We start from the raw sequence: 26738 nt of genomic DNA, 5'->3' as shown, positions 1-26738 counted from the left end.
CCCCGCCCTCTCCCACTCTCCCAAGGAACTGCCATGTCCGGGCTTGAACTGTTCGCCGCCGCCCTGGGGGTGATCGCTGTCTGGCTGACGGTCAAACAGAACCCCTGGTGCTGGCCCATCGGCTTGGTGATGGTGTTGCTGTACACCTGGGTGTTCTATGACGTGAAGCTCTATTCCGACATGCTGCTGCAGGTGGTCTACGCCGCCTTGCAAGTCTATGGCTGGTGGCAGTGGACCCGCGCCGGCGAGGTCAGGCAAGGGCGCCAGGTCACCCGCCTGGGTTGGCCCGCAATCATGACCAGCATGGCCATCGGCGCGGTCGGCAGCCTGCTGCTGGGCGCTGCGATGGCGCACTGGACCGATGCCGCCCAGCCCTGGCTCGACGCCGCCCTCACCGGATTCAGCCTGGTGGCGCAAATGTGGATGGCGCAGAAACGCGTGCAATGCTGGCCGCTGTGGATCGCGGTGGATGTGATTTTCGTCGGGCTGTTCCTCTACAAGGGCTTGTATCTCACCGCTGCGCTCTATGCCCTGTTCACCGTGATCGCCGTGCAAGGCTGGCGTGAATGGCGCGCCGACCCGGCGTTGCAACCATGAAGGTGGTCGTACTGGCCGGCCCCGAATCCAGCGGTAAAAGCTGGCTGGCCGCCGAGCTGCACGCGCATTTTGGCGGTTTGATGGTGCGTGAATACGTGCGCGATTTCATGGACCATCACCAGCGCGACACCACCCTGGCGGATATTCCAGCCATCGCCCACGGCCAACTGGCCTGGGAAGATGCCGCCCGCGCCCGGCAGCCGCACCTGCTGGTTCTCGATACGCACCTGCTGACCAATATACTGTGGAGCCAGACCCTGTTCGGCGACTACCCGGCACGGCTCGACGACGAACTGCTGGCCCGGCAGTACGACCTGCACCTGCTGTTATCGCCGGATGATGTGGAATGGACCGCCGACGGTCAACGCTGCCAACCGGAACTGGCCGACCGCCAGGCGTTTTTCCAGGACAGCATGGCGTGGATGCAGGCGCATCGACAGGCGGTGGTGGTCATCAGGGGGAGTTGGGAGGAGCGCCGCACCGCCGCGTTTGCTGCGGTAGAACAGCTGTTGTAGTGAGCGGGCTTGCCCCGCTCACTACAACACCGGGGCGGTTAGTAGCCCAACGACAGGCCGGTATTGCGACGCGGGTCATTCGCCCCATAGAAGCGGTTGTTACCTACCGGCTTACCCTCCAGGGACGGTGCCCCAACCAGGATCGCCGCCAAGTGGTTGGCATCCTGCGGCCCGGCAAACTTGTGGCCCCAGCTTTCCAGAATCTTCTGGGTGTCCGGGCTGACCGCGAAGGTCTCCAGGTTGGTGGTTTCCGGCATCCATTGCTGGTGGAAACGCGGCGCGTCCACGGCTTCCTGGATATTCATCTTATAGTCGATGACATTCAGGATGGTCAGCAAGGTCGCCGTAATGATGCGGCTGCCGCCCGGTGTACCCACCACCATCACGGCCTTGCCGTCCTTGGTCACGATGGTCGGGCTCATCGAGGAAAGCGGCGCCTTGCCCGGTGCGATGGCGTTGGCTTCCCCCTGGACCAGCCCGTACATGTTCGGCACGCCGACCTTGACGGTGAAGTCATCCATTTCATCGTTGAGGATCACCCCGGTCTTGCTCGCCATCACGCCCGCACCGAACCAGTCGTTGAGGGTGTAGGTCACCGAGACCGCGTTGCCCCACTTGTCGACGATGGAATAGTGGGTGGTGTTGTTGCCTTCATGGGGTGACACGCCCGGCTTGATCGCCTGGGAATCCCCGGCCTTGTGCGGATCGATGGCGTCACGCAGTTTGGCCGCGTAGTTCTTGTCCAGCAGATGCTCGATCGGGTTCTTCACGAAATCCGGATCGCCCAGGTAGCTGTTACGGTCCACATAGGCGTGGCGCATGGCTTCGATCTGGTAGTGCAGGCCCTGGGCCGAGTGATAGCCCAGGTCAGCCATCGGGTAGCCTTCGAGGATGTTCATGATCTGGCAGATCACCACCCCACCCGAGCTTGGCGGCGGTGCCGAGACCACGTGGTAGCCACGGTAGTCGCACTCGATGGGCGCCAGTTCGCGGGTTTTGTACCTGTCGAGGTCGGCCTGGGTGATGATGCCCTTGCCGGCCTGGCTGGAATCCACCAGGGCCTTGGCGACCCAACCCTTATAGAAACCGTCGCTGCCCTTGGCGGAGATTTCCTTGAGGGTCTTGGCCAGGTCTTTCTGCACCAGCTTCTGGCCGACCTGCAGCGGCTGGCCGTTGTGCAGGAAAATCCCGCGCATATCCTTGTCTTTTTCGAACTCGCCGGTGGCGGTGTGCAGCAGGTCGATATCGCCCTGCTCCAGGGCAAAGCCGTTTTCCGCCAGCTTGATCGCCGGGGCAATCACCTGGGCGCGCTTGAGGGTGCCGTACTTGCTCAGGGCCAGCTCCATGCCGGACACGGTGCCGGGCACGCCGACAGCCAGATGCCCCTTGGCACTCAAGCCTTCGACCACATTGCCGGCCTTGTCCAGGTACATATCAGCGGTGGCCGCCAACGGGGCTTTCTCGCGGAAGTCGAGGAAGGTCTTGCGCCCATCCGCCAGTTGCACGGTCATGAAGCCGCCGCCGCCCAGGTTACCCGCCGCCGGGTACACCACCGCCAGCGCGTAGCCGACCGCCACGGCGGCATCCACCGCGTTCCCGCCGGCCTTGAGTACATCCACGCCGACATGCGTGGCCAAATGCTGGGCGGTCACCACCATGCCATTTTCACCGGCCACCGGGGCCTGGGAAGCGGCTTGCACGCCGCTGACCGTCAACACCAAGGCGGTGGCAATTAATGCGCGGTTGAAGGGTTGGTATTTCATCCATGGCTACTCTAGTTATTGAGACGCACCAAAATAGCCCGCCCCGAATTTAATCCCCAGCGCAATGGCGTTTTTATTACAGAACCTGTCGGTCACAGAACGGAGCGGAAAAAGCCCATGCTATATTTCGCGCCCAAACTGTCCTGCAAGGCGCTTTGACATGGCGATCAAGAAGACCGGAATTCGTGCCCAACAGGCGGACCAGACGCGTTCACGCATTCTGCAGGCGGCGGTCAAGGTGTTCACCCGCGACGGCTATTCCGGTGGGCGCGTCGACACCATTTCCAAGGAAGCCGACTCCAACGACCGCATGCTCTATTACTATTTCGGCAGCAAGGAACACCTGTTCGTCTGCGTGCTGGAACACACCTACGAGCAGTTCAACCACGCCGAAAGCACACTCAAGCTGGACCTGGATGCGCCGGTGCAGGCCCTGCGCGAGCTGGTCGCGTTTATCTGGAACTACTACGTCAAGCACCCGGAGTTCGTGGCGATCCTGAGCATCGAGAACCTGCACCAGGGCAAGCACGCCAAGCAGTCCGGCGAATTGCGCAGGCTGTCGGGGGAAGCGGTCGGCGTATTGCGCCCGATCATCGAAGCCGGCCAGGCCCAAGGCGTGTTCCGCAAGGATGTCGACCTCAAGCACGTGTACTTGATGATCGCCTCGCTGTGCTACTTCTATAACTCCAACCGCCACACCCTCAGCTCATTCCTCGGCGAAGACTTGTCGAACAAGGGGCAGCAGCAGGATTGGCTGGGGTTTATCAGTGACCTGGTGGTGCGCGGCGTGACCCCCCTCCCTCCGCTTTAACCCTGTCGTGTCAGTGAGTACCAGGGTTGGCGCGCAGCTGCGCGACCTTCTGTTCCACCCCACTCCACACCGGCGCATTCGGCGCAAACCGCCCGCGCAGGTACGCCACCAGATCCGCCACCTGGCTGTTGGACAAACTGTCCTTGAAACCCGGCATGTAGCCCAGGTCCTTGGTCGCAGGTTTGCTGATGCCTAGCAGGATCACCTTGATCAGATTGTCCGGCTGGTCGCTGTACACATTGGTATTGGTTGCCAGCGACGGGCTCACCCCAAACAATTTCGGCCCCAGCCCGTCGGCGTGGCAGGCCTTGCACGCACCTTCGAACACGCGCCGGCCATTGGGATTTGGCACCGTGGCAGCCACCTGCACCTCAGCAACGGCCTCGCCCTTCAGCGACGCCAGGTACACCGCCATCGCACGGATATCTGCCTTGGGCAGTTTCGACAACTCGCTCACCACAGGCCCCATCGGGCCTGCCGCCACACCATGGGCATCGGAATAACCGGTGCTCAGATAGGTGAATAGCTGGTCCTCGGTCCATGGCGTCGGCGCCTTCGACAACCCGGTCAGTGCCGGCGCCTCCCAGCCATCGACCATGCCGCCCGCCAGGAAGGACTTACCGCCCTTCTCGGCCCCCATGAAATTGCGCGGCGAGTGGCACGCGGCGCAGTGGCCCAAGCCGTTCACCAGATAATTGCCGCGATTCCATTGCTCGCTGCGCTCAGGCTGCAGCGATATTTCACCGCGGCGCAGATTCAACGCATTCCACCCCGCCATCAGCGGCCGGATATTGAACGGAAAAACCATGGCATTCGGCGTCGGCGCCTGGCTGACCGGCGCCTGGGACATCAGGTAGGCGTACAGCGCCTGCATATCCGCATCGTTGATATTGCGAAACGCCGTATAGGGAAACGCCGGGTACAGGTTGCGCCCGTCGCGACCAATGCCATCGCGCATCGCCCGCTCGAACGCAGGATAAGACCAGGCGCCGATGCCGGTCTCTACATCCGGGGTGATATTGCTGCTGTACAGGGTACCGAAGGGGGTTTCCATGGCCAATCCACCGGCATTGACCGCGCCACCGGGCGCCGTATGGCACACCGCGCAATCGCCCACCGCCGCCAGCAAGCGTCCGCGCTCCAACGTGGCCTTTGACCAAGTGCCGGCACTCGGCGCAGCGATGGGTGCGATTTCATTGTGAAACGGCCAGGCCGTAGCCAGCAGCGCGCCTAACGTCGCGAACAGCGCACCAAACCACCACTTGCGGCGTTTTTCCGGCGACCTGGCCGGTTCACCCAACGTGCCGGCATTCAGCGCCGCCAGCACCCGCTCCGGGGTGATCGGCAATTCGCGAAAACGAATCCCGGTGGCGTCGTAGATCGCATTGGCAATCGCCGCCGCGCTGGGCACCGACGCCGATTCACCCGCGCCCATAGGCGGCTGGTCCTGACGCGGCATCATCAGCACGTCGATCTGCGGCACCTCCGGGAACGTCAGGATCGGGTAACCGCCCCACTCCTTGCTCGCCACCGTCGATTCTTCAAAGGTCACACGCTCCTTGAGCACGCGGCTGGTGGACTGGATCACATTGCCGTGGATCTGATGCTGCACGCCAGACGGGTTGATCATCATCCCCGCGTCATGCCCGATCACCACCCGCGTCACCGACACATCGCCGGTGTGCTTGTCGATGGCCACGTCCGCTACCCAGGCGGCCCACGCTGCGCCGAAGCCGGGGAACTTGCTGTGGATGTAGCGCGCGTAGGCAAAGCCGCGACCGCGCAGCAGGTGGTCTTCACTGGCGGTCTGCATCGGCGCGGTGCGCGGTGACCAGTTGGCGCGTTCGGCGGTGGATTTCACCAGGTCGATGGCGCGCTCGTCCTTCAGATAGCGCAGGCGGTATTCCACCGGGTCGACGCCGGCCGCGAAGGCCAGCTCATCGATATAGGACTCGTGGGCAAAGGTGTTGGGCAACGCCGACACGCCGCGCATCCACGACGCGCGCACGATGGGCGCCATGTCGTTGATGGTCACGCGCAGGTTGTCGATGTCGTAGGGCGGAATCGAGGTGCGGTCGCCCATCTCGAACATCGCCGCCAGCGGTTCGACGCGGCCGGTGAGCAAGAGTGCCAGGGTCGGTGCGCCGTTGGAGGGGTAGCTGGTGTCGAAGTCGTAGGCGGCGATGCTGCCATCGGCGTTGAGGCCGCCGTCCACCTCCATCAACTGCGCGGTGCCCTTGGGCTCCCACAGGTGCTCCTGTTCGCGGCTCAATTGCACGCGCACCGGCTTGCCCACCGCTCGGGACAACAGCAAGGCATCGGCGCACACATCGTCGGCACAATTGCGTCCGTAACAGCCGGAAGCTTCCATGCGGATGACCTCGATCAGCGCCTCATCGCATTCCAGCAACCACGCCAGGTCGGCGCGCAGCAGGTGCGGGTTCTGGCTGCCGGACCACACGCGGCTGCCGGCCGGCGAGTAATCGGCCAGCCCGCAGGAGGGACCGATGGAGCCATGCATCTGGTATGGCCACAGGTACGTACGCGGCATGCGTTGGCTGGCGTCGGCCAGGGCTGCGTCGACATTGCCCTGGTCAAGCACGGTGCGGCGCACCCGTGGGTTATCGCGGATGGCCTGTTCCACATCGCCCATGTCCGGCAGCGCGGTATTCCAGGGTTTCCAATGCACCTGCAACGCCTGGGCAGCCTTGATCGCCTGCTCTTCGCGCAGCGCCACTACGCCGACAAAGTCGCGGATCACCACCACCGCGACGATACCGGGGATATGGGCGATGGAGTCTTCATCCACGCGCAGCAGGCTGTTGCCGACAAAGTCACCGCAATCAAGCCCTGCATACGGCGGGCGGATCACCCGGCCGTGGAGCATGTCCGGCACACGCATATCGTGCACATAGGTCAGTTCACCGGTGGCCTTGCCTGGGATGTCTACCCGCGCAGCGCCCTTGCCCACCAGGCGATAGTCCTCGACGGCCTTGAGGGGCGCATCGCCGCTGATGCGCAACTGGTCGTGCTGGCCGCTGACCAGTTCCGCGTAGGTGCTGGTACGCCCGTCGACGCCGTGAATCATGCCGCCTTCCACCCTGAGGCTGGCCGTGCTTACGCCCCAGCGCCCCGCCGCCCGCGCCAGCAAGAAGCGCCGCGCCTCCGCCGCCGCATTACGCAGTGGGATCGCGGAAACCTGCAACGTCGCACTGGCAATGGTCGCGCCCTGGTTCGGCACGCGCTCGGTATCGCCGAGCACCATCTTCACCTGCTTCATGCTCAGGTCGAGTTCCTCGGCGACGATCTGCGCCAGCGCGGTACGTATGCCGGTGCCCAGGTCCACATGGCCGTTGAATGCGTACACCAGGCCGTCATCGTTGACGGCAATAAACAGCCCCAGCTCCTTGGGCTTCACGCTGGGCGTACCCCCCTTGGCCACCGGCCCCGAAGGCGGCAGCACGTCATCGACGATCAACAGAACGCCGGTCTTGGCCAGCCACTGGTCACGGGAAAGCGGGGTGTCGGTCATGGTGATCCATCCACGTTCATCAGGCGCGCGGCTCGCAGCACCGCGCGAAGGATTTCGATATGGGTGCCGCAGCGGCAGAGGTTGCCCGCCAGCTCAAGGCGCACCTGGGCTTCGCTGGGGCTGGGGTTACGGTCGAGCAAGGCCTTGGTGGCCATGATCATGCCGTTGAGGCAGTAGCCGCATTGCGCGGCCTGCTCATCGATAAAGGCCTGCTGCACCGGGTGCGGCGCCTCGCGGGTACCGAGGCCTTCGAGGGTGACGATCTTGCGCCCCACCGCGCCCGACAGCGGAAATACACACGACCGCGCAGCGACGCCATCGATGATCACGGTGCACGCACCGCACTCGCCCAGGCCGCAGCCGTACTTGGGGCCGTTGAGTTGCAGATCATTGCGCAGTACCAGCAACAGCGGTGTATCCGCCATGGCGCTGACTTCGCTGGTTTGCCCATTGACCTCAAGCGCTACCGTGATGTGCTGGCTGATCATTTGCTTCGCCCGAATCATTTGATGAAGTAGGCACTACATTAATAAGCCAAAAAAAAGCGTCGCGAACCTGGGGTCTCACGACACACTTGACTGATGAAGTGCCTGCTACATCAACACAGAGCAAAAACGATGCCAGCCGGCTTTATTCCTGGGGATCGTCGATCATCTTGCGCAACAGAAACAGCACCGCGATCCGTTCGGCAGGGTTGAGGTTGCTCATGGTCAATTCGCTGATCTGTGCGGCGCGGGGCGTGGTTTGCGCGACCAGCTCGGCGCCGGCGGCAGACAGATCGACCACCACCTTGCGCTTGTCCTGCGGGTCGGGCTCAAGGGTGATCAGTTCCTTGGCCTTGAGCCGCTCGACAATCCCGCGAATGGTCGCCTGGTCCACGGCCGTGGCCTTGACCAGTTCAGTGAGGGAACTTGCACCGTGATCGCGCAACGCACACAGGGTGACGAACTGCACGGCGGTAAGCTGGGAATCGCCGACATTCTGCTGAAAAATCGCCAGGTGGCGCTGGTAGGCCTTGCGCAGCAGGTGGCCAACTTGTTCAGAAAAAACGTAGGAATCAGGCACGGCGAGCTCGGTGGGTGGTTGGCGATGGGTGGGCATGATGGCCGCGTTATTGGATGTACTCAAGTTTCCCACTGAAGAAACTCGGTCAAACATGTGGGGGACTTGACCCCCACATTGGATTTTCAGCGTGCCAGGGAAGCTTTTGGGGCAACCACATCCCCGCCAATGACCACCGCCTCATCATCCAGATACACATCGCAGTTACGCAGCGGAATATCCATATGGCAGGGCGTCTTGCGTGTGCCACCCACTTCGGTATTCGGCCCGGTGGAAAACAGGAAATTGCCATAGAACGCCCGCGCATCCATGCACATGCCGTCATTCTTGTCGTGCAGCCCCATGGCCGTCCACTGCGCCCGTGGCTGCAGGCCCCAGCCGATATGGGAGATGCCGTACACCTCGGGATCATTGAAGTACTTCATGTAGTCACGCAGGTACTCGGCCTCGAAACCGCCGTGGATCCCGGTGATAAAGCCCTTCTCGATTTCCAGGGTGATCTGCTCGCGGGTATAGGTCTTGAACGGCAGCAGAATATCGCCGACATCCAGCACCAGCACGCCCTCGGCGGTTTCTTCATTGGGCCAGGAAAACAGGAAACCGCTCGGCCAATGGTCCCAGCGCCCCGGCTCATCGGCAAAACCGTACTCGGTCACCGACGGGTACTGCCCCAATGCGGCGCGGAAATCACTGCCGGCGCGGGACTTCACATGGATCGAACGCGCCTTTTTCAGTAACTGCTCGGCGGCCAGCACACGCACCTTGTCGGCCTCGGTGGGCAGCATGCGCGCCAGCACTTCCGGCGGTTCCACCGCCAACAGGATGCGCGTGCCGGTCTTGAGGATCTGCTCCTGCTCCGGCGAATGCAGCAGCATCATGGTGTCGACGATCAGGTCGGCCGCCTCCAGGGCGCGCTGGGCGGCGAGATTGCCGGTGAGCGCGGTGTCGCCGCAGTAGGCGGTCATGTCATTGCCCATCGCCCGTGGATGGTTGAACGATGGCAGCTCCACCGCATACACCTTGGCCCCCAGGCGCTGCGCCGCATCCATCGCGGCGCGCACGGTGCGCGGATCGGAGTAATGGCTCTTGAGCACGGCAACGCTCTGAGTCGGATCGACCTTCGACAGCTTCAGCACGTGTTCAAACATCTGGGTCAGTTCGCAATCGCTTACCGGCATTTTCCTGTCTCCTGTGGGGCTGCACCACGTTCAGGCATCGCGCTTCACACTGGTGCATTTATATAGCGTACACGCCAATTAATATTGATAAGACCTGAATTGAAGGCGGACTGCAAGCACCGCACAAAAACGTTACTTTTTCACACATACCCAACAGATACAGGGATAAATACAGTACAGATGACGAATACAGCCAAAAAACAATTTCATTAACTTGGGCTTTCAATTTTAAAAAAGTAGCGTATACACTAAAAAACTCGCGGACAGATGCCGCCGACAATCAAAGAGACAGAGGATCACGCCCCATGGGAAGCACACAAAAAATCGCTATCGTCGGTGCCGGCCTGGGCGGTGCAGCTGCAGCCACCCTGTTGCAGCAAGCCGGCTTCGACGTCGACATCTACGAGCAGGCACCCGAGTTCTCCCGGCTGGGCGCGGGGATCCACATGGGCCCCAACATCATGAAAATCTTCCGCCGCATGGGCATCGAAAAGCAGCTGGACCTGATGGGCTCGCACCCCGAGTACTGGTTCAGTCGTTGCGGCGAAAGCGGTGAATACCTCTCGCGTATCCCGCTCACCGGCTATGGCGCGTCCTACATCACCGTGCACCGCGGCGACCTGCACGCCCTGCAGATGTCCACCCTCAAGCCTGGCACCCTGCACTTCAACAAGCGCCTGGAAACCCTCGAAGAAACCGACACCCAGGTGCGCCTGACCTTCGCTGACGGCGAAGTGACCTATGCCGACATCGTGATCGGCGCCGACGGCATCAATTCAAAGATCCGCGAGGAGCTGCTCGGCGCGGAAAAGCCGTTGTACAGCGGCTGGGTCGCGCACCGCGCGCTGATCCGTGGCGACCAATTGGCCAAGTACGACTTGAAGTTCGAGGACTGCATCAAATGGTGGACCGAGGACCGCCACATGATGGTCTACTACACCACCGGTAAGCGCGACGAGTACTACTACGTGACCGGCGTGCCCCATGCCGAATGGGACTTCCAGGGCGCGTTCGTCGACAGCAGCCGCGAAGAGATGTTCGACGCCTTCAAGGGCTACCATCCCACCGTGCAGGCGTTGATCGAGAGCACCGAAAGCGTGACCAAGTGGCCGTTGCGCAACCGCAACCCGTTGCCGCTGTGGAGCCGCGGCCGCCTGGTGCTGCTGGGCGATGCCTGCCACCCGATGAAGCCACACATGGCCCAAGGCGCCGGCATGGCCATCGAAGACGCCGCGATGCTCACCCGCTGCCTGCAGGAAACCGGCATCAGCGACTACCGCACGGCCTTTGGACTCTACGAAGCCAACCGCAAGGAGCGCGCATCCCGCGTGCAGGCCGTATCGAACGCCAACACCTGGTTGCGCACCCAGGAAGACCCGGCCTGGGTCTATGGCTATGACCTCTACGCCCAGCCGCTCAAATCGGGGGTGGCCGCGTGAGTACCTTCCTTTACGGCGGCAACGTCCAGGCCAATGGCATTCGCCAGCATTACCTGCGCTATGGCGGCAAAGGCCCGACTCTGATTCTGATCCCGGGCATCACCAGCCCGGCGATCACCTGGGGCTTCGTGGCCGAGCGCCTGGGCGCGCAGTTCGACACCTACGTGCTGGATGTACGCGGGCGCGGGCTGTCCTCGACGGGTCCGGAGCTGGATTACAGCGCGGATACCTGCGCCGAGGACGTCGGTGCCTTTGCCGATGCGCTGAACCTGGACAGCTACCACCTGATGGGCCACTCCATGGGCGCGCGCTTTGCCGTGCGCAGCGCCGTGCTGCATCCCCAGGGCGTCAACCGCATGGTGTTGATTGACCCACCGGTATCCGGCCCGGGCCGACGCGAGTATCCGAGCAAATTGCCGTGGTACGTCGACTCGATCCGTCAATCCCTGGTCGGCATGGATGCACAGGCGATGCGCGCCTTCTGCGCCACCTGGACCGACGAGCAACTGCACCTGCGCGCCGAATGGCTGCACACCTGCTTTGAGCCCGCCATCGTGCGCGCCTTCAATGACTTCCACACGGTGGACTTCCACCAGGACCTGCCCCACCTCATGGCCCCAGCCCTATTGATGGTGGCCGGACGCGGCGGCGTGATCCTCGACGAGGACATCGCCGAGATCCAGGACCTGCAAGCGCGCATCCAGGTGGTCCGCGTGCCGAATGCCGGACACATGATTCCGTGGGATGACCTTGAAGGTTTCTTCGATGCCCTCGGCGACTTCCTCACACAACAATAAGGACACTTCCATGCAGAAGCCCTACCGCATCGGCCAGATAGTGCCAAGCTCCAACACCACCATGGAGACCGAGATCCCCGCCATGCTCACCGCACGCCAGGCGATCCGCCCCGAGCGCTTTACCTTCCACTCCAGCCGCATGCGCATGAAGCAAGTGCGCAAGGAAGAACTGGCGGCCATGGACGGCGAATCCGACCGCTGCGCCGTCGAACTGTCCGACGCCAAGGTCGACGTGCTGGGGTATGCGTGCCTGGTGGCGATCATGGCCATGGGCTTGGGTTACCACCGCAAATCCGAACAACGCCTGCGCAAGGCCACCGCCGATAACGACGCCAACGCCCCGGTGATCACCAGCGCCGGTGCGCTGATCGAAGGCTTGCAGGTGATGGGCGCCAAGCGCATCGCGATTGTCGCGCCGTACATGAAACCGCTGACCGAGCTGGTGGTGAACTACATCCGCGAAGAAGGCTTCGAGGTGGTGGACTGGCGCGCGCTGGAGATCCCCGACAACCTCGAGGTGGCCCGCCACGACCCGGCCAACCTGCCGGCCATCGTTGCCGGCATGAACCTGGAAGGCGTCGACGTGATCGTGTTGTCGGCTTGCGTGCAGATGCAGTCGCTGCCGGTGGTGGCCAAGGTCGAGGCGCAAACCGGCAAGCCGGTGCTCACCGCCGCCATCGCCACCACCTACGCCATGCTCAAGGCTTTGGACCTGGAACCCATCGTTCCCGGTGCGGGCGCCCTGCTCTCCGGTGCGTACTGAAGTGAGCCCTGTTCGAAAATGAGGGATTGAAAAGATGAGCGAACAATCCGCCAACGCCAACTACCAGGGCGTGTGGGGCAACCGCATCGGCTTCGGCAAGAAAGCCGCGCTGCTGATGATCGACTTCATGCAGGGCTACACCACCGAAGGCGCGCCGTTATATGCACCCGAAGTGGTTGTCGCCGTGGCTGAAAGCATCGAACTGTTGGCTACCGCACGTCAGCACGGGATTGCGGTGGTGCACACCAATATCCGCTACCATCCCGGCCATTTCGCCGATGGCGGTATCTGGGTGAAAAAAGCCCCGGTGATGAAAGACATGGTCGAAGGCAACCCACTGGCGGCGTTCTGCGCCGAGGTACTGCCTCAAGCCGATGAAGTGGTGATCACCAAGCAGTACGCCAGCGCGTTTTTCGGCAGCAGCCTGGCTTCGATGCTGCATGCCCAGGGTATCGACACGGTGGTGCTGGCCGGCTGTTCCACCAGCGGCTGCATTCGGGCGACGGCGGTGGACGCAGTGCAGCATGGGTTTCGCACCATCGTCGTGCGTGAGTGCGTCGGTGATCGACACCCGGCACCCCATGAAGCCAACCTGTTCGACATCGACAGCAAGTACGGCGACGTGGTGAGCAAGCAGGAGGCCATGAGCAAGTTCAGGGAGCAATGAGGCCTTACCCCCAACCGCGCCACAGAGCACGGCACCTGCAGAACATTTCTGACACTGCCTTTGGAAGCCGCTTCGACAGCATTCCGAAGTGCTGAAACAAAAGCGGCTGTATAAAAACCATAAGTCACCGCCAGGAGACACCCGATGCCCATTGCGAATGCAGCGCCCGCGACCACGGTCGCCGATCCGGTCAACACGCTTTACCACAAGATCACCTGGAAGCTGATTCCCTTCCTGTGCTTCTGTTATCTGGCCGCTTACCTCGACCGGATCAACATCGGCTTCGCCAAACTGCAGATGCTCGACCAATTGCAGTTCAGCGAAACCGCGTTCGGCCTCGGCGCCGGGCTGTTCTTTGTCGGCTATATCCTCTTTGAAGTCCCCAGCAACCTGGTACTGGAGCGGGTCGGCGCAAAGATCTGGATCGCGCGCATCATGATCACCTGGGGCCTGTTGTCGGCCTGCACCATGCTGGTCACCTCCACGACCCAGTTCTACATCCTGCGCTTCCTGCTCGGCGCCGCCGAAGCCGGGTTCCTGCCTGGCGTGCTGTACTACCTGACCACCTGGTTTCCCACCCATCGGCGCGGGCGCATCATTGCGCTGTTCATGATCGGCCTGCCGCTGTCCAGCGTGATCGGCGGCCCGTTGTCCGGCTGGATCATGGGCCACTTCGACCACATCGGCGGCCTGCGCGGCTGGCAATGGCTGTTCCTGATCGAGGCGGTACCCAGCGTAGTGCTCGGCGCGCTGACGTTCTGGGCGCTGCCCAACACCTACCAGCAAGCCAAATGGTTGTCGGACGAAGAAAAAGCCTTGCTCGAAACCGAACTGCGCAAGGACGACACCGATGGCGCCGGCAGCAAGCACAGCTTCCGTGACGGATTCTTCAACCTCAAGGTGTGGATGCTCGGCGGCATCGACTTCTCGATCCTGCTCAGCGCCTACGCCATGGGCTTCTGGATGCCGACGTTCATCCGCAACGCCGGGGTCACCGACACCTTCCATATCGGCATCCTCACCGCCCTGCCGAGCGTCGCCGCCCTGCTGGGCATGCTGTTGATCGGCGCCAGCTCCGACAAACACCGCGAACGCCGCTGGCACATCATCGTGCCGTTTTTCATCGGCGCGGCGGCGATGGCCACCAGCACCTTCTTCACCCATAACGTCGCGGCTACCGTGGCGCTGTTCGCGATTGCTTCGGCGGCGATCATCGGCGCAGTGCCGGTGTTCTTCAGCCTGCCGGCGACCTTTCTCAAAGGCACCGCCGCCGCCACCGGTTTTGCCCTGGCGTGCTCGCTGGCGAATATCGCCGGCCTGGTGAGCAACTCGTTGATGGGGGTGGCGATCGACGTCACCGGCAGCAGCGCCGGCGCGCTGTGGTTCTTTGCCGGCTGCCTGATCCTCAGCAGCTTCCTGGTCATCGCGTTGCCGGCGAAACTGGTCAATCGCTGACACCCCTGTACCGCACCCGCCTTGCGCGGGAGCGGTCATCCTCAGCCCGCCAGGGCAAAGCCGCGCTGCAGGTCTTCGCATTAAAGCGGCCACTCGCGCAGGCCTGGGGGTGACGCCGCGCAGCATGGAAATGCTCGGCCCGGATATGCGCGTGCTGGGCGAAACGGATGGGTTGCCGAGGTTGCCGGAGGTCACGTACTACCTGTGGATTCGGCCGAATACGGCAAACCCGATTGCGCGCAAGGCGTATGACTTGATTCGGGGCAACCAGGGCCTGTAAAGACGGGGCTGGCATCTGGATTTTATCCCGTTAGAATCATCGCCATTCCCGTCTGCCCTCCCTGACACGAGCCCCCTCATGAGCGTTGATTTCGACACGATCCACCCCCGCCTCGGCACTGGCAGTACCAAATGGAACCGTTACCCGGCCGATGTGTTGCCGATGTGGATCGCCGACATGGACATCGCCGCGCCGCCCGCCGTTCTCCAGGCCCTGCACGCTCGCGTCGACCAGCAGATTCTCGGCTACAGCGTGGCCGGCCCGGATGTACGCGAGGCCATCGTGGCCGACCTGTGGGCCAAGTACGCCTGGCGCGTACAGCCCGACGACCTGCTGTTCCTGCCCGGCGTTGAGCCTGGCTTCAATATGGCGCTGCACGCCTTTGTACAACCGGGCCAGCCGGTGGTGCTGCAAACCCCCAACTATCGCCCGATTCGCCTGGCGCCCGGCCACTGGAACCTGCCGCGCATCGAAGTACCGTTCCAATTGCGCGGCGCTGAATACATCACGCCAATGCCCGCCCTGCGCGAGGCCCTGACCGGCGCCGGCGCACTGCTGCTGAGCAACCCGCACAACCCCATCGGCAAGGTCTTCCCCCGTGAAGAACTGCTGGCCTTGGCCAATGCCTGCCTGGATAACGGCGCGCTGATCATCAGTGACGAAATCCACGCCGAGCTGTGCTTCGACGGCCGCCGCCACATCCCCACCGCCAGCCTCAGCCCTGAGATTGCCCAGCGCACCATCACGCTGATGTCGGCGAGCAAGGCCTACAACGTAGCCGGCTTGAAGACCTGCTTTGCGGTGATCCAGAACGCCGAGATTCGCGAGCGCTTCAACCAGGCCCGCTGCGGCATGGTCGACAGCGTCAGCCCCCTGGGCCTGGAAGCCACCCGCGCCGCCTACAGCCAGTGTGGTGAATGGCTCGACGCGCTGAAGCAGTACCTGCAAGCCAACCGCGATTACCTGTTCGAGGCCGTGCAAACCCGCTTGCCCGGCGTGGTGATGCATGCGCCGCAAGGCACATTCCTCGCCTGGCTGGACTGCAGCGCCCTGGGCCTGGATGACCCACAGCACTTCTTCCTGGAGCAGGCCAAGGTCGGGCTGAGTGCGGGGATCGAATTCGGTGACGACAGCCAGCAGTTCGTGCGCCTGAACTTCGGCTGCCCACGGGCCTTGCTGGAAGAGGGTCTGCAACGTATGGAGCGTGCGCTGCAGCAGCGCTAAGGCACCGTCGCAGGTTTTATCAATGTGGGAGCAGCGCTCCCACATCAGGTGGGCGTCACAGCTTGGCGATGGACACTTCGGTGGACTTCACAAAGGCAATCACTTCGCTGCCTACCTTCAATTCCAGGTCACGCACCGAGCGGGTGGTGATCACCGAAGTGACGATGCCGGATGCGGTTTGCACGTCAATTTCGGACACCACCTCGCCCAGCAGAATTTCCTTGATCACGCCCTTGAACTGGTTGCGCACGTTGATCGCTTTAATGGTCATGTCGGCTTTCCTTTTGGCTGTTGGGTCAATCCGCACGAATGCGCAGGCCCTCAAAGTGCGTTATCCGAGAGAACATTAAAAGGAATATATAACTATTTATTTATTCCATATAGAAATATACAAGCTGTTGCCCCATCAACAGCCGATCAACAATTTGCTCCCCCCGCGGTAGCAGCTTTCGAGTCTCGGCAAGGCTGCGTCGGCCGCGACTCGATCCTGGGTCGGCAGTGCGCCTGACGCATCCTCGACGGCGAAGTGGTGTTTGTGTTTCGGGAACCACGCCTGATGCCTGGGCTCACGGTGGAGCCGAACATCGGTATCAGCGATGACAACCCCTGAGACCGGGCGCTGGTGATGGACAACCAACCGAGCAGCATTCGCCAGGCACTGGGGGTCGACCTGCCGCACCCGAGAGACCGACGTGATCCGTTGCTGGCCCGGCTCAAGGCGCTGGCCTTGACCGAGTTGCAGCGTGCCCACGTGATCTGAGGACTACTCATAACCTGTGGCGAGCGGGCTTGCCCCGCGTTGGGCTGCGGAGCAGACCCAAAACCAGGCGCTGCGGTTTACCTGACAGAACACAGGGATCCTGATTGGGGCTGCTTCGCACCCCAGCGCGAGGCAAGCCCGCTCACCACAAAAAGCCGGCTTGCCACAAAGCGCATCAAGCCGCCTTGCGCAGGCTCACCCAATAACGGGTTCGAGATTGCACCTCCAACCCCAGGGTCGAGGCCAGCAGGCCGAGGATGCGGTCGGTGTCATCCAGGCGAAAACTGCCGGTCACCCGCAGCGTTTCCAGGCTGGGATCCCAGCGTAATACGCCCGGACGATAGCGTTCCAGCTCGCGCAGAAAATCCCCCAGCAACTGGTTCTGCGCGGTCAACACGCCATCGCGCCAACCCAGCTGCAGCACATCGAACGGCACCCAGGCGCCAAGTCCGCCGGCTTTCAGCGGTGCTTGCTGGCCCCCCTGCAATGTCGCCAGGTTTGCGCTCAAATCACGCACCTGCACCGCGCCCTTGAGCACCGACACCAGGCAACCGGAAGGCAGCTGCCGCACGCACACCTCGGCCTGGCTGACGAGCAATTGGCCGTAGCGGGTTTGCACCGTCATCGCCGCCGCGCCCGGAACGTTCAGCGCCAGCTCACCGTCGACCAGGGTGATGCGCCGTTGTGCCAGGTCCACGTCTACGGCTGTAGCGGTATTCAGTTGCAGGCTGCCACCCTCGGCCAACGGCATGCGTTTGCGTTCGCCGGTGGCGGTGTGCACGTCGGCACGCCAGGCTTCGAGAGGCAACTGGCGGCTGATCAACCATGCCGTCGGCAGCAGCGCCGCCACGCCCAAGGCACGCTTGAGCACGGCACGTCGCCCCGGTTGCGGGCGGTCGAGGCTGGCCATCGCGAGCGCCTGGGGCAAGTCGCTGAAACGCTGGCGCAAGGTCTGGGCTCTTTGCCAGGTCTGTTCATGCTGGGGATGGCTGTCGCGCCAATGCTGCAACGCAGCGTGATCGCGCTCGGTGGCCGCGCCGGATTCGACCAGCGCCAGCCACTGGGCGGCGGCGCGCGCGACGTCGCGGCTCACAGCTCCACCAGCAGGCAATGCTCATAGGCCTGGGCCATGTAGCGCTTCACCGTACGTTCGGACACGTCAAGACGCTCGGCAATCTCGCGGTAACCCAGGCCCTCCAGCTGGCTCCATAGAAACGCACGGCGCACCAGTACGGGCAAGCCGTCGAGCAATTCATCCAGGGCTTGCAGGGTTTCCAGCACCAGCCAGCGCTGTTCGGGCGACGGCACACAGGTGTCGGGCAAGGTGGCCAGGGCATTGAGATACGCCTGTTCGAGGCTGCGGCGCTGATGAAAATTCACCAGCAGGCGCTTGCCCACCGTCACCAGGTACGCCCGGGGTTCCTGCATCTGCGCAATCGGCTGCGCACTGGCAAGCACCCGCAGGAACGTGTCCTGGCTCAGGTCGGCCGCATCCCAGGCATTGCCCAGTCGCCGCCGCAGCCAGCTTTCCAGCCAACTGCGATGGTCACGGTACAAGCTTGATAGCGTCAGTTCGGGGGCGTGCGTGGGGACAACAGCATCATTCATGGCAACAACCTGCACGGCGCGATTGAGTCTCAAATGAGATTCATTCTATTTAATATCGTGCCGGGACACCATGATCTTTTCAAACTCGCGTTTACAGCATCGCCGCCTTCTGCCGCAGCAGGTCAATAAACAAGCCCAATTCGCGGCTCACCCCCTCGCCCTTGCGCAACAAGATGCCAAACGGCGCCAGCCGCACGTCCAGGGCCACCGGCAGCGCGACCACCAGGCCCATTTTCAGATAATCACGCAAGGCACTTTCCGACAGCACCATCACCGCGTCGGTCAGTTGGATCAACTGCTGCATGGAGTACACCGAGCTGCATTCGATGATGTCCGCCGGGCTTGGCAGCGCCAGGTCTTGCAGGGCTTGGTCGAAACCGATACGCGCCGGGCTGGTTTGCGGTTGCAGGATCCACGGCCAGTCGCGCACCAGCTCCGCCAGGGATAGCTGGCGGCGTCGGACCAATGGGTGGCCGGCGTGCACCACCACCAACAGACGCTCGTTGCCCAGGGGTTCGAAGCTGTAGTGCTCGCTGTCGGTGGCAGCGTTGCGCCGGGAGATGGCCAGGTCGATGCGCCCCCGCTCCAGCAGTTGGATCACCTGGTCGCTGGTGTCGCCCATGATGCGGATACGCAGTTGCGGGTTGAGCGCCTTGATCTGCGCAATGCAGTCCATCACCAGGTCCGGCGCGGCGCCCATGATGGTGCCGATAGACAAGTAGCCATACCCGCCCTGCTGGCGCGCCATCAGGTCTTCGGCGCAACGGTCGAGACCGCTCAGTGCCGATTCGGCAAAATTGATCAGTTGCTGGCCGAGTGCCGTAGGACGCATCCCCCGTGGCAGGCGCTCGAACAGGTCACAGCCGAACATGTCCTCGATCTCGCGCAGCATGCGCGTGGCTGCCGGTTGCGACATGCTCAGGGCCTGGGAGGCGCGGTGCAGGTTCTGGCTGGAACTCAGCGCCACCAGCATATGCAAGTGCTTGTAGCGCAGACGGTTGAACAGGCTGGGAGAGATCGTGGGACTACGCATTTTTTTCCTTATTATCGATACCCTGAGGTTATCGGTTGTAAGCGAGATTCGATTTGTAGCGCATTGCTCGGCCGCCGTACAGTCCGGTCCATAAGAACAAAACAACGGACCTCCTCATGAAAACCCTGCCCGCACACCTGCTCGCCAAGATTTCCTGGCGGCTGCTGCCCTTCCTGCTGTTGATGTACATCATGGCGTTTCTCGACCGCGCCAACGTCGGGTTCGCCAAGCAAGCCTTCCAGGCCGACACCGGTTTGAGCGATGCCGCCTTTGCCTTTGGCGCTGGTGTGTTCTTCGTCGGCTACGCGCTGCTGGAAGTGCCGAGCAACCTGATCCTGCACCGTGTCGGCGCCCGCCTGTGGATGTGCCGGATCATGGTCAGTTGGGGCCTGATTTCGGCGGCGATGGTGTTCGCCCATGACGAAACCAGCTTCTACGTACTGCGCTTCCTGCTGGGCGTGGCCGAAGCCGGGTTCTTCCCCGGCGTGATCCTCTACCTCACCTACTGGTTCCCCCAGGCCGTGCGCGGCAAGGCCATGGGCTTCTTTTACTTTGGCGCGCCCCTGGCCTTTATCTTCGGCAGCCCATTGTCCGGTTTGCTCTTGGAGATGGATGGCTTCGGTGGGATTCACGGCTGGCAGTGGCTGTTCGCCGTGGAAGGCTTGATGGCCAGCGCGGTAGGCATCTGGGCCTACTGGTACCTGGACAATCGCCCCGCCGACGCCAAGTGGCTGAGCGTGGACGAGCGCCAGCAAATCCAGAGCCTGCTCGACCTGGAAGACCAACACAAAACCTCCCATGGCCGCAGCCTGCTGACCGTGTTGTGCCAACCCTCGGTGCTGTACCTGTGCCTGGTGTACCTGCTGATCCAGGCCAGTGTGTATGGCGTGGTGTTTTACCTGCCCACCCAGGTGGGCGGCCTGCTCGGCACCAAGGTCGGCTTGATGGTCGGGCTGGTTTCGGCGATTCCCTGGGTCTGCGCGCTGTTCGCTGCCTGGTGGATCCCCGGTTATTCCGACCGCACCGGCGAACGCCGCCGCACCGCCTGCCTGACGTTATTGATGGCGGCCGCCGGCATCGCCTGCTCGGTGACCTTCGCCAACCCACTGCTGGGCATGCTCGCGCTGTGCTTTGCCGCCTCGGGTTTTATCGCGGTGCAGCCGGTGTTCTGGACCTTCCCCTCCAGCTACCTGGCCGGCAGCGCCGCCGCAGCCGGCATTGCGTTGATCAATTCCTTCGGTGCCCTCGGCGGCTTTATCGCCCCAGTGATCAAGCACTGGGCCGAAGGCGCCTTCGATTCCCCGGCGGCCGGTTTGTACCTGCTGTCCGCCACCACGGTGCTCGCTGCATTGCTGGTACTGGGCATCCATTCACCCGGCCGCACCGCGTCGAACACGCCGGCCACTGTTTAATTCCAGGAGTCATACCATGGGTCATCTCACCATCAAACACGTGCGCGCCTTTGTCCTGCGAGGCGGCGGCGCCGATTACCACGACCAGGGCGACGGCCATTGGATTGACGACCATATCTGCACGCCCATGAGCAAATACCCGGAGTATCGCCAGAGCCGCCGCAGCTTCGGCATCAACGTGCTCGGCACCCTGGTGGTGGAAATCGAAGCCAGCGACGGCACCGTCGGTTTCGCGGTGACCACCGGCGGCGAACCGGCGGCGTATATCGTCGAAAAACACCTGGCACGCTTTATCGAAGGCGCACGTGTCACGGACCTCGAGAAGATCTGGGACCAGATGTACCAGTCAACCCTCTACTACGGTCGCAAGGGTTTGGTGATCAACACCATTTCCGGGGTGGACCTCGCGCTGTGGGACCTGCTCGGCAAGATCCGCCAGGAGCCGGTGCACCAGTTGCTCGGCGGCGCGGTGCGTGACGAGTTGCAGTTCTACGCCACCGGCGCGCGCCCGGACCTGGCGCAGAAGATGGGTTTTATCGGCGGCAAGATGCCCCTGCACCACGGGCCCAGCGAAGGCGGAGAAGGCCTGCGCAAAAACCTCGAAGCCCTGGCGACCATGCGCGAACGGGTCGGCCCGGAGTTCTGGTTGATGCTCGATTGCTGGATGAGCCTGGATGTGAACTACGCCACCAAACTGGCGATAGGCGCCCATGAACACGGGCTCAAGTGGATCGAGGAAGCGCTGTCTCCCGACGACTACTGGGGCTACGCCGCCCTGCGCAACAACGTGCCAAAAGGCATGTTGGTGACCACCGGCGAACATGAAGCCACGCGCTGGGGCTTCCGCATGCTCCTGGAGATGGGCTGCTGCGACATTATCCAGCCGGATGTCGGTTGGTGCGGCGGCCTCACCGAGCTGGTGAAAATCTCCGCCCTGGCCGATGCCCACAACGCAATGGTCGTGCCCCACGGCTCGTCGGTGTACAGCTACCACTTTGTTGCCACCCGCCATAACAGCCCGTTCGCCGAATTTCTGATGATGGCGCCCAAGGCCGATGAAGTGGTGCCGATGTTCCACCCGCAACTGCTCGGCGAGCCGGTCCCGGTGAATGGCCGCATGCGCTTGTCGGTGCTCGACAAGCCCGGTTTCGGCGTAGACCTGAACCCGGATTGCCAGTTGCACCGTCCGTACAATCGCTGAGGAAAACGCCATGAATATGCCCCGTAATGGTTTCAAGGCCGCCCTGGCCAAGGACGCCACCCAATATGGCATCTGGGCCGGTTTTGCCACCGGCTACGCCGCCGAGATCGTCGCCGGCCTCGGCTACGACTGGATGCTGATCGACGGCGAACACGCGCCCAATACCGTGCCCAGCGTGCTCAACCAATTGCAGACCGTGGCCCCGTACGCCACCGCACCGGTGGTGCGTGCGGTCAACAGTGACGCCAGCCTGATCAAGCAACTGCTCGACGTCGGCGCCCAGACCCTGATGATCCCCATGGTGGAAACCGCCGAACAGGCCCAGGCCCTGGTGCGTGCCATGCGCTATCCGCCCCATGGCATTCGCGGCGTCGGTGGCGGCCTGACCCGCGCCACCCGTTGGGATGGCGTGGCCGACTACCTCAATACCGCCCATGAAGAGCTGTGCCTGATCGTGCAAGTGGAGTCGCGCCTGGGCGTGGAAAACGTCGCGGCGATTGCTGCCGTGGAAGGCGTGGATGCAGTGTTTATCGGCCCCGCCGACCTGTCCATCGGCCTCGGCCACGCCGGCAACCCCGGCCACCCTGAAGTGCAGGAGCGCATCAAGCACGCGGTGGAGGCCACCCTCGCCGCCGGCAAGGCCAGCGGCATCCTGGCGCCCAACGAAGACGACGCACGCCGCTACCAGGCCTGGGGTTGCCGCTTTATCGCGGTAGCCATCGACATCAGCCTGCTGCGCCAGAGCGCCCTGGCCACCCTTGCCCGCTACCGCCCTGCCGCTGAAACGAACGCGCCATCGCGCACTTACTGAGGAGCTGCCCATGCCATCCGTTCCCGTGTACCAGAACTTTATCAACGGCCGCTTTACCCCAAGCCAGGCGCACATCGATGTGTTCAACCCGGCGACCGGGGTCTTGTTGTCCAAGGTCCCGGCGTCCACCGCCGACGACGTCGACCAGGCCCTCGCCGCGGCCCGCAGTGCGCAAAAAGACTGGGCGCGCAAACCCGCGATCGAACGCGCCGGGCATCTGCGCCGCATCGCCGCCAAGCTGCGGGAAAACGTCGCCCACCTGGCCCGCACCATTACCCTGGAGCAAGGCAAGGTCAGCGGCCTGGCCGAGGTCGAAGTGAACTTCACCGCCGACTACCTCGACTACATGGCCGAATGGGCGCGCCGCATCGAAGGCGAGATCATCACCAGCGACCGCCCCAACGAAAACATCTTCCTGTTCCGCAAACCGTTGGGCGTGGTGGCCGGGATCCTGCCGTGGAACTTCCCGTTCTTCCTGATCGCCCGCAAGCTGGCCCCGGCGCTGCTCACCGGCAACACCATCGTGATCAAGCCCAGCGAAGAAACCCCGAACAACTGCTTTGAATTCGCCAAACTGGTGGCCCAGACCGACTTGCCCGCCGGCGTGTTCAATGTGGTGTGCGGCGATGGTCAGGTCGGCGCTGCACTGACTGCCCACAAGGGCGTGGACATGATCAGCTTCACCGGCAGCGTCGCCACCGGTTCACGCATCATGGCCGCCGCCGCGCCGAACATCACCAAGCTCAACCTGGAGCTGGGCGGCAAGGCGCCGGCCATCGTGCTGGCAGATGCCGACCTGGACCTGGCGGTCAAAGCCATCCGCGATTCGCGCATCATCAACACCGGCCAGGTGTGCAACTGTGCCGAGCGCGTGTACGTGGAGCGCAAGGTTGCCGAGCCATTCATCGAGCGTATCAGCGCGGCCATGTCCGCGACCCGCTACGGCGATCCGCTGGCCATGGCCGATGCGGAAATGGGTCCGTTGATCAATCGCCAGGGCCTGGACAGCGTCAACCGCAAAGTGCGCACCGCCCTGAGCCAGGGCGCCACGTTGGTCAGTGGCGGGCAGATCGCCGACCTGGGTGCCGGCTTTCACTTCCAGCCGACGGTATTGGCCGGGTGCCGGGCCGATATGGAGATCATGCGCGAAGAGATCTTCGGCCCGGTGCTGCCGATCCAGATTGTCGACGACCTCGACGAAGCCATCGCCCTGGCCAATGACTGCGACTACGGCCTGACCTCGTCGATCTACACCCGCGACCTCGGCAAGGCCATGCACGCGGTGCGCGAGATCGACTTCGGCGAAACCTACGTCAACCGCGAAAACTTCGAAGCCATGCAAGGCTTCCATGCCGGCGTGCGCAAATCCGGGATCGGCGGCGCCGACGGCAAGCACGGCCTCTACGAGTACACCCATACCCATGTGGTGTACCTGCAGAGCTGAGGTGGTGAAACGGGTCGGTGCGCGTTAGCGTGCGGGCCTTTCCTGACAAAATCCCACAAGGATTGCGCGATGCCCCTGACGCCTTATAGCGGCCCCATCATCGACAGCCACCTGCACCTGTTCGACCCACGTCGCCCCCAGGGCATCCCGTGGCCCGAGCCGGGCAATCGGCTGTACACCGCCCATTTACCTGCCGACTACTGGGCCCTGGCCGGCCCACACAATGTGATCGGCGCAATTGCCGTGGAAGCCAGCCCATGGCGCGACGACAACCGCTGGCTGCTGCACACCCTGCGCCGCGAGCCGCGCATGCTCGGTTTTGTCGGCAACCTGGACCCGCTGCACGCCGACTTCGCCACCGACCTCGAGGCCCTGGCGGATGAGCCGCTGTTCCTCGGCCTGCGCTACGGCAACCTGTGGGACCGCGACCTGCTGCACGACCAGACCCGCCCGGGGTTTATCGACGGCCTGCGCCAACTCGCCGCCACCGGCCGCAGCCTGGACAGCGCCAACCCGAACCCGCGCTTGCTCAAAGGCCTGCTGCAGCTGAGCGACGCATTGCCACAGCTGCGCATCATCGTCGACCACCTGCCCAACGCCCAGGTACTCCTGGGTGAGGAGGCGGCGTACCACGCCGACCTGCTGCGCCTGGCCGAGCGCCCGAATGTGTTCGCCAAGCTGGCGGAAATTCCCCAGCTTGGGGCGCAGGGCTTGATCACCGACACTGCGTTTTACCACGACCGCCTGGCCGTGCTGTGGGAGGCCTTTGGCGAAGAGCGCTGCTTCTTCGGCAGCGACTGGCCCAACAGCGATCACCTGGCGGATTTCGCCACCACCCTGGGGCTCGTCAAACACTGCATGGCCGACAAACCTGAAACCGTGCAGGCCAAGTTTTTCCTGCATAACGCCGTGCGTATCTACACGCCCACGCCACCCCATGGAGCGCTGTAATGCAGACCCGCGCTTTTCGCATGCACCTCAATCCGGGCCAGGCTGATGAATATCGCCGGCGTCACGACGAGATCTGGCCGGAACTGGCCCAGGCCCTGCTCGACGCGGGCGTGGTGGATTACCGGATTTTCCTCGATGAGGCGACCAATGCGCTGTTCGCCGTGCTCACCCACGAAGACACCCACGGCCTGGATGAACTGCCCCGCACCGCACTGATGCAACGCTGGTGGCGCCATATGCAGGACATCATGCCCAGCCATGGAGACGGCTCGCCGGTCAGTGTCGACCTGCTGCCGATGTTCCAGCTGAGCCGCCCTTGAATTAACCGACCCACAACAACAATAAAAAGGATTCGACCACGTGGAAATCATTCTCCTCGGTGTGATTCTGCACTTTATCGGCGGCTTCGCTTCCGGCAGTTTCTACATCCCCTACAAGAAGGTGCGCGGCTGGGCCTGGGAAAGCTACTGGATCACCGGCGGCCTGGTGTCCTGGCTGATCGTGCCGCTGATCGCCGCCCAACTGACGGTGCCAGGCTGGGTGGAAATCCTGCGCAATGCCGACACCGGCACCCTGCTCTGGACCTACCTGTTCGGTGTGCTGTGGGGCATCGGCGGCCTGACCTTCGGCCTGACCATGCGTTACCTGGGCCTGTCCTTAGGCATGTCGCTGATCATGGGCCTCACCTCGGCCCTCGGCGCCTTGATGCCGGCGCTGTACCGCGACCTGTTCACCCAGGACACCGAAGGTACCCTGACCTCGATGCTGGCCTCACAAGGCGGGCATTGGGTGCTCTGGGGCGTGGCGGTATCGCTGATCGGCATCGCAGTGTGCGGCAAGGCCGGGCTGATCAAGGAACGGGAAGTGTCCGCAGCGGTGAAGTTCGCCAGCGTCAGCGAATTCGCCCTGGGCAAGGGCATGCTGGTGGCGGTGATTTCCGGCGTGCTGAGTGCCTGTTTCAGCTACGGCATTTCCGCCGGTCGCCCACTGGCGGCGGCGGCGGTGGAACATGGCGCCAACAGCCTGTTCCAGAACAACGTGACCTTCATGGTGATCATGTGGGGCGGCCTGACCACCAACGGCATCTGGTGCCTGTGGCTGAACTGGCGCAACCGCACCTTCCATAACTACACCGACCGCAGCACCCCGCTGCTGGGCAACTACCTGTTGGTGGCCATTGCCGGCACGCTGTGGTTCCTGCAGTTCTTTTTCTACGGCATGGGCGAAAGCCGCCTGCAGAACGACGCCAGTTCCTGGGTGCTGCACATGTCATTCATCATCATCGTGTCCAACTGCTGGGGCCTGTATTTCCGCGAATGGCACGGCACCAGCGCGGCCAACAAGGGCGTGCTGGTGGCGGGCATCGCGGTGATCCTCGGCGCTATCGCCATGGTCGGCTACGGCAATTACCTCGGCTGACGCCGCTTGATTTTCT

At 63.0% G+C, this 26738-nt stretch carries 25 protein-coding genes and 2 pseudogenes; 18 read left to right on the top strand and 9 right to left on the bottom strand.

Annotated elements, in window-relative coordinates; all coding sequences use genetic code 11:
* Nucleotides 1-33 precede the first annotated feature (33 nt).
* Entirely contained in the window at nucleotides 34-597 is a 564-nt protein-coding gene (pnuC, locus tag FBY10_RS30195) for a nicotinamide riboside transporter PnuC (protein WP_131696494.1), read from the top strand.
* Nucleotides 594-1112 (top strand): AAA family ATPase, encoded by a 519-nt coding sequence (locus FBY10_RS30190; protein WP_145338825.1) that lies wholly within the window; start codon nucleotides 594-596, stop codon nucleotides 1110-1112. The genes pnuC and FBY10_RS30190 overlap by 4 nt, the downstream gene beginning before the upstream one ends.
* A gap of 38 nt (nucleotides 1113-1150) precedes the next feature.
* Here the strand turns inward: FBY10_RS30190 and ggt are convergent, their stop codons facing one another.
* Nucleotides 1151-2875, bottom strand: a complete 1725-nt coding sequence (gene ggt / locus FBY10_RS30185; protein WP_131696496.1) for a gamma-glutamyltransferase — start codon at nucleotides 2873-2875, stop codon at nucleotides 1151-1153.
* Nucleotides 2876-3035: 160 nt separating this feature from the next.
* Here ggt and FBY10_RS30180 point away from each other — a divergent pair, with 160 nt between their 5' ends.
* Nucleotides 3036-3686 (top strand): TetR family transcriptional regulator, encoded by a 651-nt coding sequence (locus tag FBY10_RS30180; protein WP_145338824.1) that lies wholly within the window; start codon nucleotides 3036-3038, stop codon nucleotides 3684-3686.
* Nucleotides 3687-3696: 10 nt separating this feature from the next.
* On the opposite strand, the gene FBY10_RS30175 is transcribed toward FBY10_RS30180, so the two are convergent.
* The 4 genes from FBY10_RS30175 to FBY10_RS30160 form a co-directional block, all read right to left on the bottom strand.
* Nucleotides 3697-7218, bottom strand: a complete 3522-nt coding sequence (locus tag FBY10_RS30175) for a molybdopterin cofactor-binding domain-containing protein (protein ID WP_145338823.1) — start codon at nucleotides 7216-7218, stop codon at nucleotides 3697-3699.
* Nucleotides 7215-7706: a (2Fe-2S)-binding protein gene (locus FBY10_RS30170; RefSeq protein WP_131696499.1), complete on the bottom strand. Its 492-nt coding sequence runs from the start codon at nucleotides 7704-7706 to the stop codon at nucleotides 7215-7217. Before FBY10_RS30170 ends, FBY10_RS30175 begins: the two co-directional genes overlap by 4 nt.
* A gap of 142 nt (nucleotides 7707-7848) precedes the next feature.
* Nucleotides 7849-8283 carry a MarR family winged helix-turn-helix transcriptional regulator gene (locus tag FBY10_RS30165; RefSeq protein ID WP_131696656.1) on the bottom strand — a complete coding sequence of 145 codons (435 nt, stop codon included), beginning with the start codon at nucleotides 8281-8283 and terminating at the stop codon, nucleotides 7849-7851.
* A gap of 122 nt (nucleotides 8284-8405) precedes the next feature.
* Nucleotides 8406-9458: a 2,5-dihydroxypyridine 5,6-dioxygenase gene (locus tag FBY10_RS30160; protein ID WP_131696500.1), complete on the bottom strand. Its 1053-nt coding sequence runs from the start codon at nucleotides 9456-9458 to the stop codon at nucleotides 8406-8408.
* A 305-nt stretch (nucleotides 9459-9763) separates the two neighbouring features.
* Here FBY10_RS30160 and FBY10_RS30155 point away from each other — a divergent pair, with 305 nt between their 5' ends.
* From FBY10_RS30155 to FBY10_RS30125, 7 genes and pseudogenes are all read left to right on the top strand, one after another.
* Complete coding sequence (locus FBY10_RS30155) at nucleotides 9764-10897, top strand: FAD-dependent monooxygenase (protein WP_145338822.1); 1134 nt, start codon at nucleotides 9764-9766, stop codon at nucleotides 10895-10897.
* Nucleotides 10894-11694 (top strand): alpha/beta fold hydrolase, encoded by an 801-nt coding sequence (locus tag FBY10_RS30150; RefSeq protein ID WP_145338821.1) that lies wholly within the window; start codon nucleotides 10894-10896, stop codon nucleotides 11692-11694. Before FBY10_RS30155 ends, FBY10_RS30150 begins: the two co-directional genes overlap by 4 nt.
* Nucleotides 11695-11704: 10 nt before the next feature.
* Nucleotides 11705-12457 (top strand): Asp/Glu racemase, encoded by a 753-nt coding sequence (locus tag FBY10_RS30145; protein ID WP_131696503.1) that lies wholly within the window; start codon nucleotides 11705-11707, stop codon nucleotides 12455-12457.
* A gap of 34 nt (nucleotides 12458-12491) precedes the next feature.
* Nucleotides 12492-13124, top strand: coding sequence for an N-carbamoylsarcosine amidohydrolase (locus FBY10_RS30140; protein WP_131696504.1), 633 nt, complete (start codon nucleotides 12492-12494; stop codon nucleotides 13122-13124).
* Nucleotides 13125-13268: 144 nt separating this feature from the next.
* Complete coding sequence (locus FBY10_RS30135) at nucleotides 13269-14579, top strand: MFS transporter (RefSeq protein WP_131696505.1); 1311 nt, start codon at nucleotides 13269-13271, stop codon at nucleotides 14577-14579.
* A gap of 79 nt (nucleotides 14580-14658) precedes the next feature.
* Nucleotides 14659-14859 (top strand): annotated as a pseudogene (locus tag FBY10_RS30130) (LysR family transcriptional regulator); the annotation flags it as partial.
* A gap of 78 nt (nucleotides 14860-14937) precedes the next feature.
* Nucleotides 14938-16083, top strand: a complete 1146-nt coding sequence (locus FBY10_RS30125; protein ID WP_131696506.1) for a MalY/PatB family protein — start codon at nucleotides 14938-14940, stop codon at nucleotides 16081-16083.
* Between the two features lie 55 nt (nucleotides 16084-16138).
* Here FBY10_RS30125 and FBY10_RS30120 read toward each other — a convergent pair whose 3' ends face one another.
* A complete protein-coding gene (locus tag FBY10_RS30120; protein WP_003173733.1) occupies nucleotides 16139-16354 on the bottom strand; it encodes a molybdopterin-binding protein in 216 nt (71 codons plus the stop codon).
* A gap of 339 nt (nucleotides 16355-16693) precedes the next feature.
* Between FBY10_RS30120 and FBY10_RS32385 the strand changes: the two are divergent.
* A pseudogene (locus tag FBY10_RS32385) lies at nucleotides 16694-16843 on the top strand (ABC transporter ATP-binding protein); the annotation flags it as partial.
* A 175-nt stretch (nucleotides 16844-17018) separates the two neighbouring features.
* Here the strand turns inward: FBY10_RS32385 and FBY10_RS30110 are convergent.
* The 3 genes from FBY10_RS30110 to FBY10_RS30100 form a co-directional block, all read right to left on the bottom strand.
* Nucleotides 17019-17936, bottom strand: coding sequence for a FecR domain-containing protein (locus FBY10_RS30110; protein WP_131696508.1), 918 nt, complete (start codon nucleotides 17934-17936; stop codon nucleotides 17019-17021).
* Nucleotides 17933-18451, bottom strand: coding sequence for a sigma-70 family RNA polymerase sigma factor (locus FBY10_RS30105; RefSeq protein ID WP_027607930.1), 519 nt, complete (start codon nucleotides 18449-18451; stop codon nucleotides 17933-17935). Before FBY10_RS30105 ends, FBY10_RS30110 begins: the two co-directional genes overlap by 4 nt.
* Before the next feature lie 91 nt (nucleotides 18452-18542).
* Nucleotides 18543-19484: a LysR family transcriptional regulator gene (locus FBY10_RS30100; RefSeq protein WP_145338820.1), complete on the bottom strand. Its 942-nt coding sequence runs from the start codon at nucleotides 19482-19484 to the stop codon at nucleotides 18543-18545.
* A 116-nt stretch (nucleotides 19485-19600) separates the two neighbouring features.
* Between FBY10_RS30100 and FBY10_RS30095 the strand changes: the two genes are divergently transcribed.
* The 7 genes from FBY10_RS30095 (at nucleotide 19601) to rhaT (ending at nucleotide 26722) form a co-directional block, all read left to right on the top strand.
* Nucleotides 19601-20896 carry an MFS transporter gene (locus tag FBY10_RS30095; RefSeq protein WP_131696510.1) on the top strand — a complete coding sequence of 432 codons (1296 nt, stop codon included), beginning with the start codon at nucleotides 19601-19603 and terminating at the stop codon, nucleotides 20894-20896.
* Nucleotides 20897-20912: 16 nt separating this feature from the next.
* Nucleotides 20913-22097, top strand: coding sequence for an L-rhamnonate dehydratase (gene rhmD / locus FBY10_RS30090; protein WP_145338819.1), 1185 nt, complete (start codon nucleotides 20913-20915; stop codon nucleotides 22095-22097).
* Between the two features lie 10 nt (nucleotides 22098-22107).
* Nucleotides 22108-22908: an aldolase/citrate lyase family protein gene (locus tag FBY10_RS30085; protein ID WP_131696512.1), complete on the top strand. Its 801-nt coding sequence runs from the start codon at nucleotides 22108-22110 to the stop codon at nucleotides 22906-22908.
* Between the two features lie 10 nt (nucleotides 22909-22918).
* Entirely contained in the window at nucleotides 22919-24352 is a 1434-nt protein-coding gene (aldA, locus tag FBY10_RS30080) for an aldehyde dehydrogenase (protein ID WP_145338818.1), read from the top strand.
* Between the two features lie 69 nt (nucleotides 24353-24421).
* On the top strand, nucleotides 24422-25303 hold the full coding sequence (locus FBY10_RS30075) for an amidohydrolase (RefSeq protein WP_145338817.1): 882 nt from the start codon (nucleotides 24422-24424) through the stop codon (nucleotides 25301-25303).
* Complete coding sequence (rhaM, locus tag FBY10_RS30070) at nucleotides 25303-25623, top strand: L-rhamnose mutarotase (RefSeq protein WP_178116817.1); 321 nt, start codon at nucleotides 25303-25305, stop codon at nucleotides 25621-25623. The genes FBY10_RS30075 and rhaM overlap by 1 nt, the downstream gene beginning before the upstream one ends.
* A 40-nt stretch (nucleotides 25624-25663) precedes the next feature.
* Nucleotides 25664-26722, top strand: a complete 1059-nt coding sequence (gene rhaT, locus FBY10_RS30065; RefSeq protein ID WP_090404933.1) for an L-rhamnose/proton symporter RhaT — start codon at nucleotides 25664-25666, stop codon at nucleotides 26720-26722.
* Nucleotides 26723-26738 lie beyond the last annotated feature (16 nt).

The sequence above is a fragment of the Pseudomonas sp. SJZ103 genome, assembly GCF_007828335.1.
Lineage (GTDB): Bacteria > Pseudomonadota > Gammaproteobacteria > Pseudomonadales > Pseudomonadaceae > Aquipseudomonas.
The sequence above is the reverse complement of the archived record's forward strand: the minus strand, read 5'-3'. Positions and strand labels throughout refer to the sequence as shown.

Coding starts and splice junctions, on each gene's coding strand:
- FBY10_RS30085 (WP_131696512.1), top strand. CDS start 22,108: ATGAATATGCCCCGTAATGGTTTCAAGGCCGCCCTGGCCAAGGACGCC.
- FBY10_RS30135 (WP_131696505.1), top strand. CDS start 13,269: ATGCCCATTGCGAATGCAGCGCCCGCGACCACGGTCGCCGATCCGGTC.
- FBY10_RS30100 (WP_145338820.1), bottom strand. CDS start 19,484: ATGCGTAGTCCCACGATCTCTCCCAGCCTGTTCAACCGTCTGCGCTAC.
- FBY10_RS30105 (WP_027607930.1), bottom strand. CDS start 18,451: ATGAATGATGCTGTTGTCCCCACGCACGCCCCCGAACTGACGCTATCA.
- rhaM (WP_178116817.1), top strand. CDS start 25,303: ATGCAGACCCGCGCTTTTCGCATGCACCTCAATCCGGGCCAGGCTGAT.
- FBY10_RS30155 (WP_145338822.1), top strand. CDS start 9,764: ATGGGAAGCACACAAAAAATCGCTATCGTCGGTGCCGGCCTGGGCGGT.
- FBY10_RS30125 (WP_131696506.1), top strand. CDS start 14,938: ATGAGCGTTGATTTCGACACGATCCACCCCCGCCTCGGCACTGGCAGT.
- FBY10_RS30160 (WP_131696500.1), bottom strand. CDS start 9,458: ATGCCGGTAAGCGATTGCGAACTGACCCAGATGTTTGAACACGTGCTG.
- FBY10_RS30175 (WP_145338823.1), bottom strand. CDS start 7,218: ATGACCGACACCCCGCTTTCCCGTGACCAGTGGCTGGCCAAGACCGGC.
- FBY10_RS30145 (WP_131696503.1), top strand. CDS start 11,705: ATGCAGAAGCCCTACCGCATCGGCCAGATAGTGCCAAGCTCCAACACC.
- FBY10_RS30190 (WP_145338825.1), top strand. CDS start 594: ATGAAGGTGGTCGTACTGGCCGGCCCCGAATCCAGCGGTAAAAGCTGG.
- aldA (WP_145338818.1), top strand. CDS start 22,919: ATGCCATCCGTTCCCGTGTACCAGAACTTTATCAACGGCCGCTTTACC.
- FBY10_RS30170 (WP_131696499.1), bottom strand. CDS start 7,706: ATGATCAGCCAGCACATCACGGTAGCGCTTGAGGTCAATGGGCAAACC.
- pnuC (WP_131696494.1), top strand. CDS start 34: ATGTCCGGGCTTGAACTGTTCGCCGCCGCCCTGGGGGTGATCGCTGTC.
- rhmD (WP_145338819.1), top strand. CDS start 20,913: ATGGGTCATCTCACCATCAAACACGTGCGCGCCTTTGTCCTGCGAGGC.
- FBY10_RS30140 (WP_131696504.1), top strand. CDS start 12,492: ATGAGCGAACAATCCGCCAACGCCAACTACCAGGGCGTGTGGGGCAAC.
- FBY10_RS30120 (WP_003173733.1), bottom strand. CDS start 16,354: ATGACCATTAAAGCGATCAACGTGCGCAACCAGTTCAAGGGCGTGATC.
- FBY10_RS30180 (WP_145338824.1), top strand. CDS start 3,036: ATGGCGATCAAGAAGACCGGAATTCGTGCCCAACAGGCGGACCAGACG.
- ggt (WP_131696496.1), bottom strand. CDS start 2,875: ATGAAATACCAACCCTTCAACCGCGCATTAATTGCCACCGCCTTGGTG.
- FBY10_RS30075 (WP_145338817.1), top strand. CDS start 24,422: ATGCCCCTGACGCCTTATAGCGGCCCCATCATCGACAGCCACCTGCAC.
- FBY10_RS30095 (WP_131696510.1), top strand. CDS start 19,601: ATGAAAACCCTGCCCGCACACCTGCTCGCCAAGATTTCCTGGCGGCTG.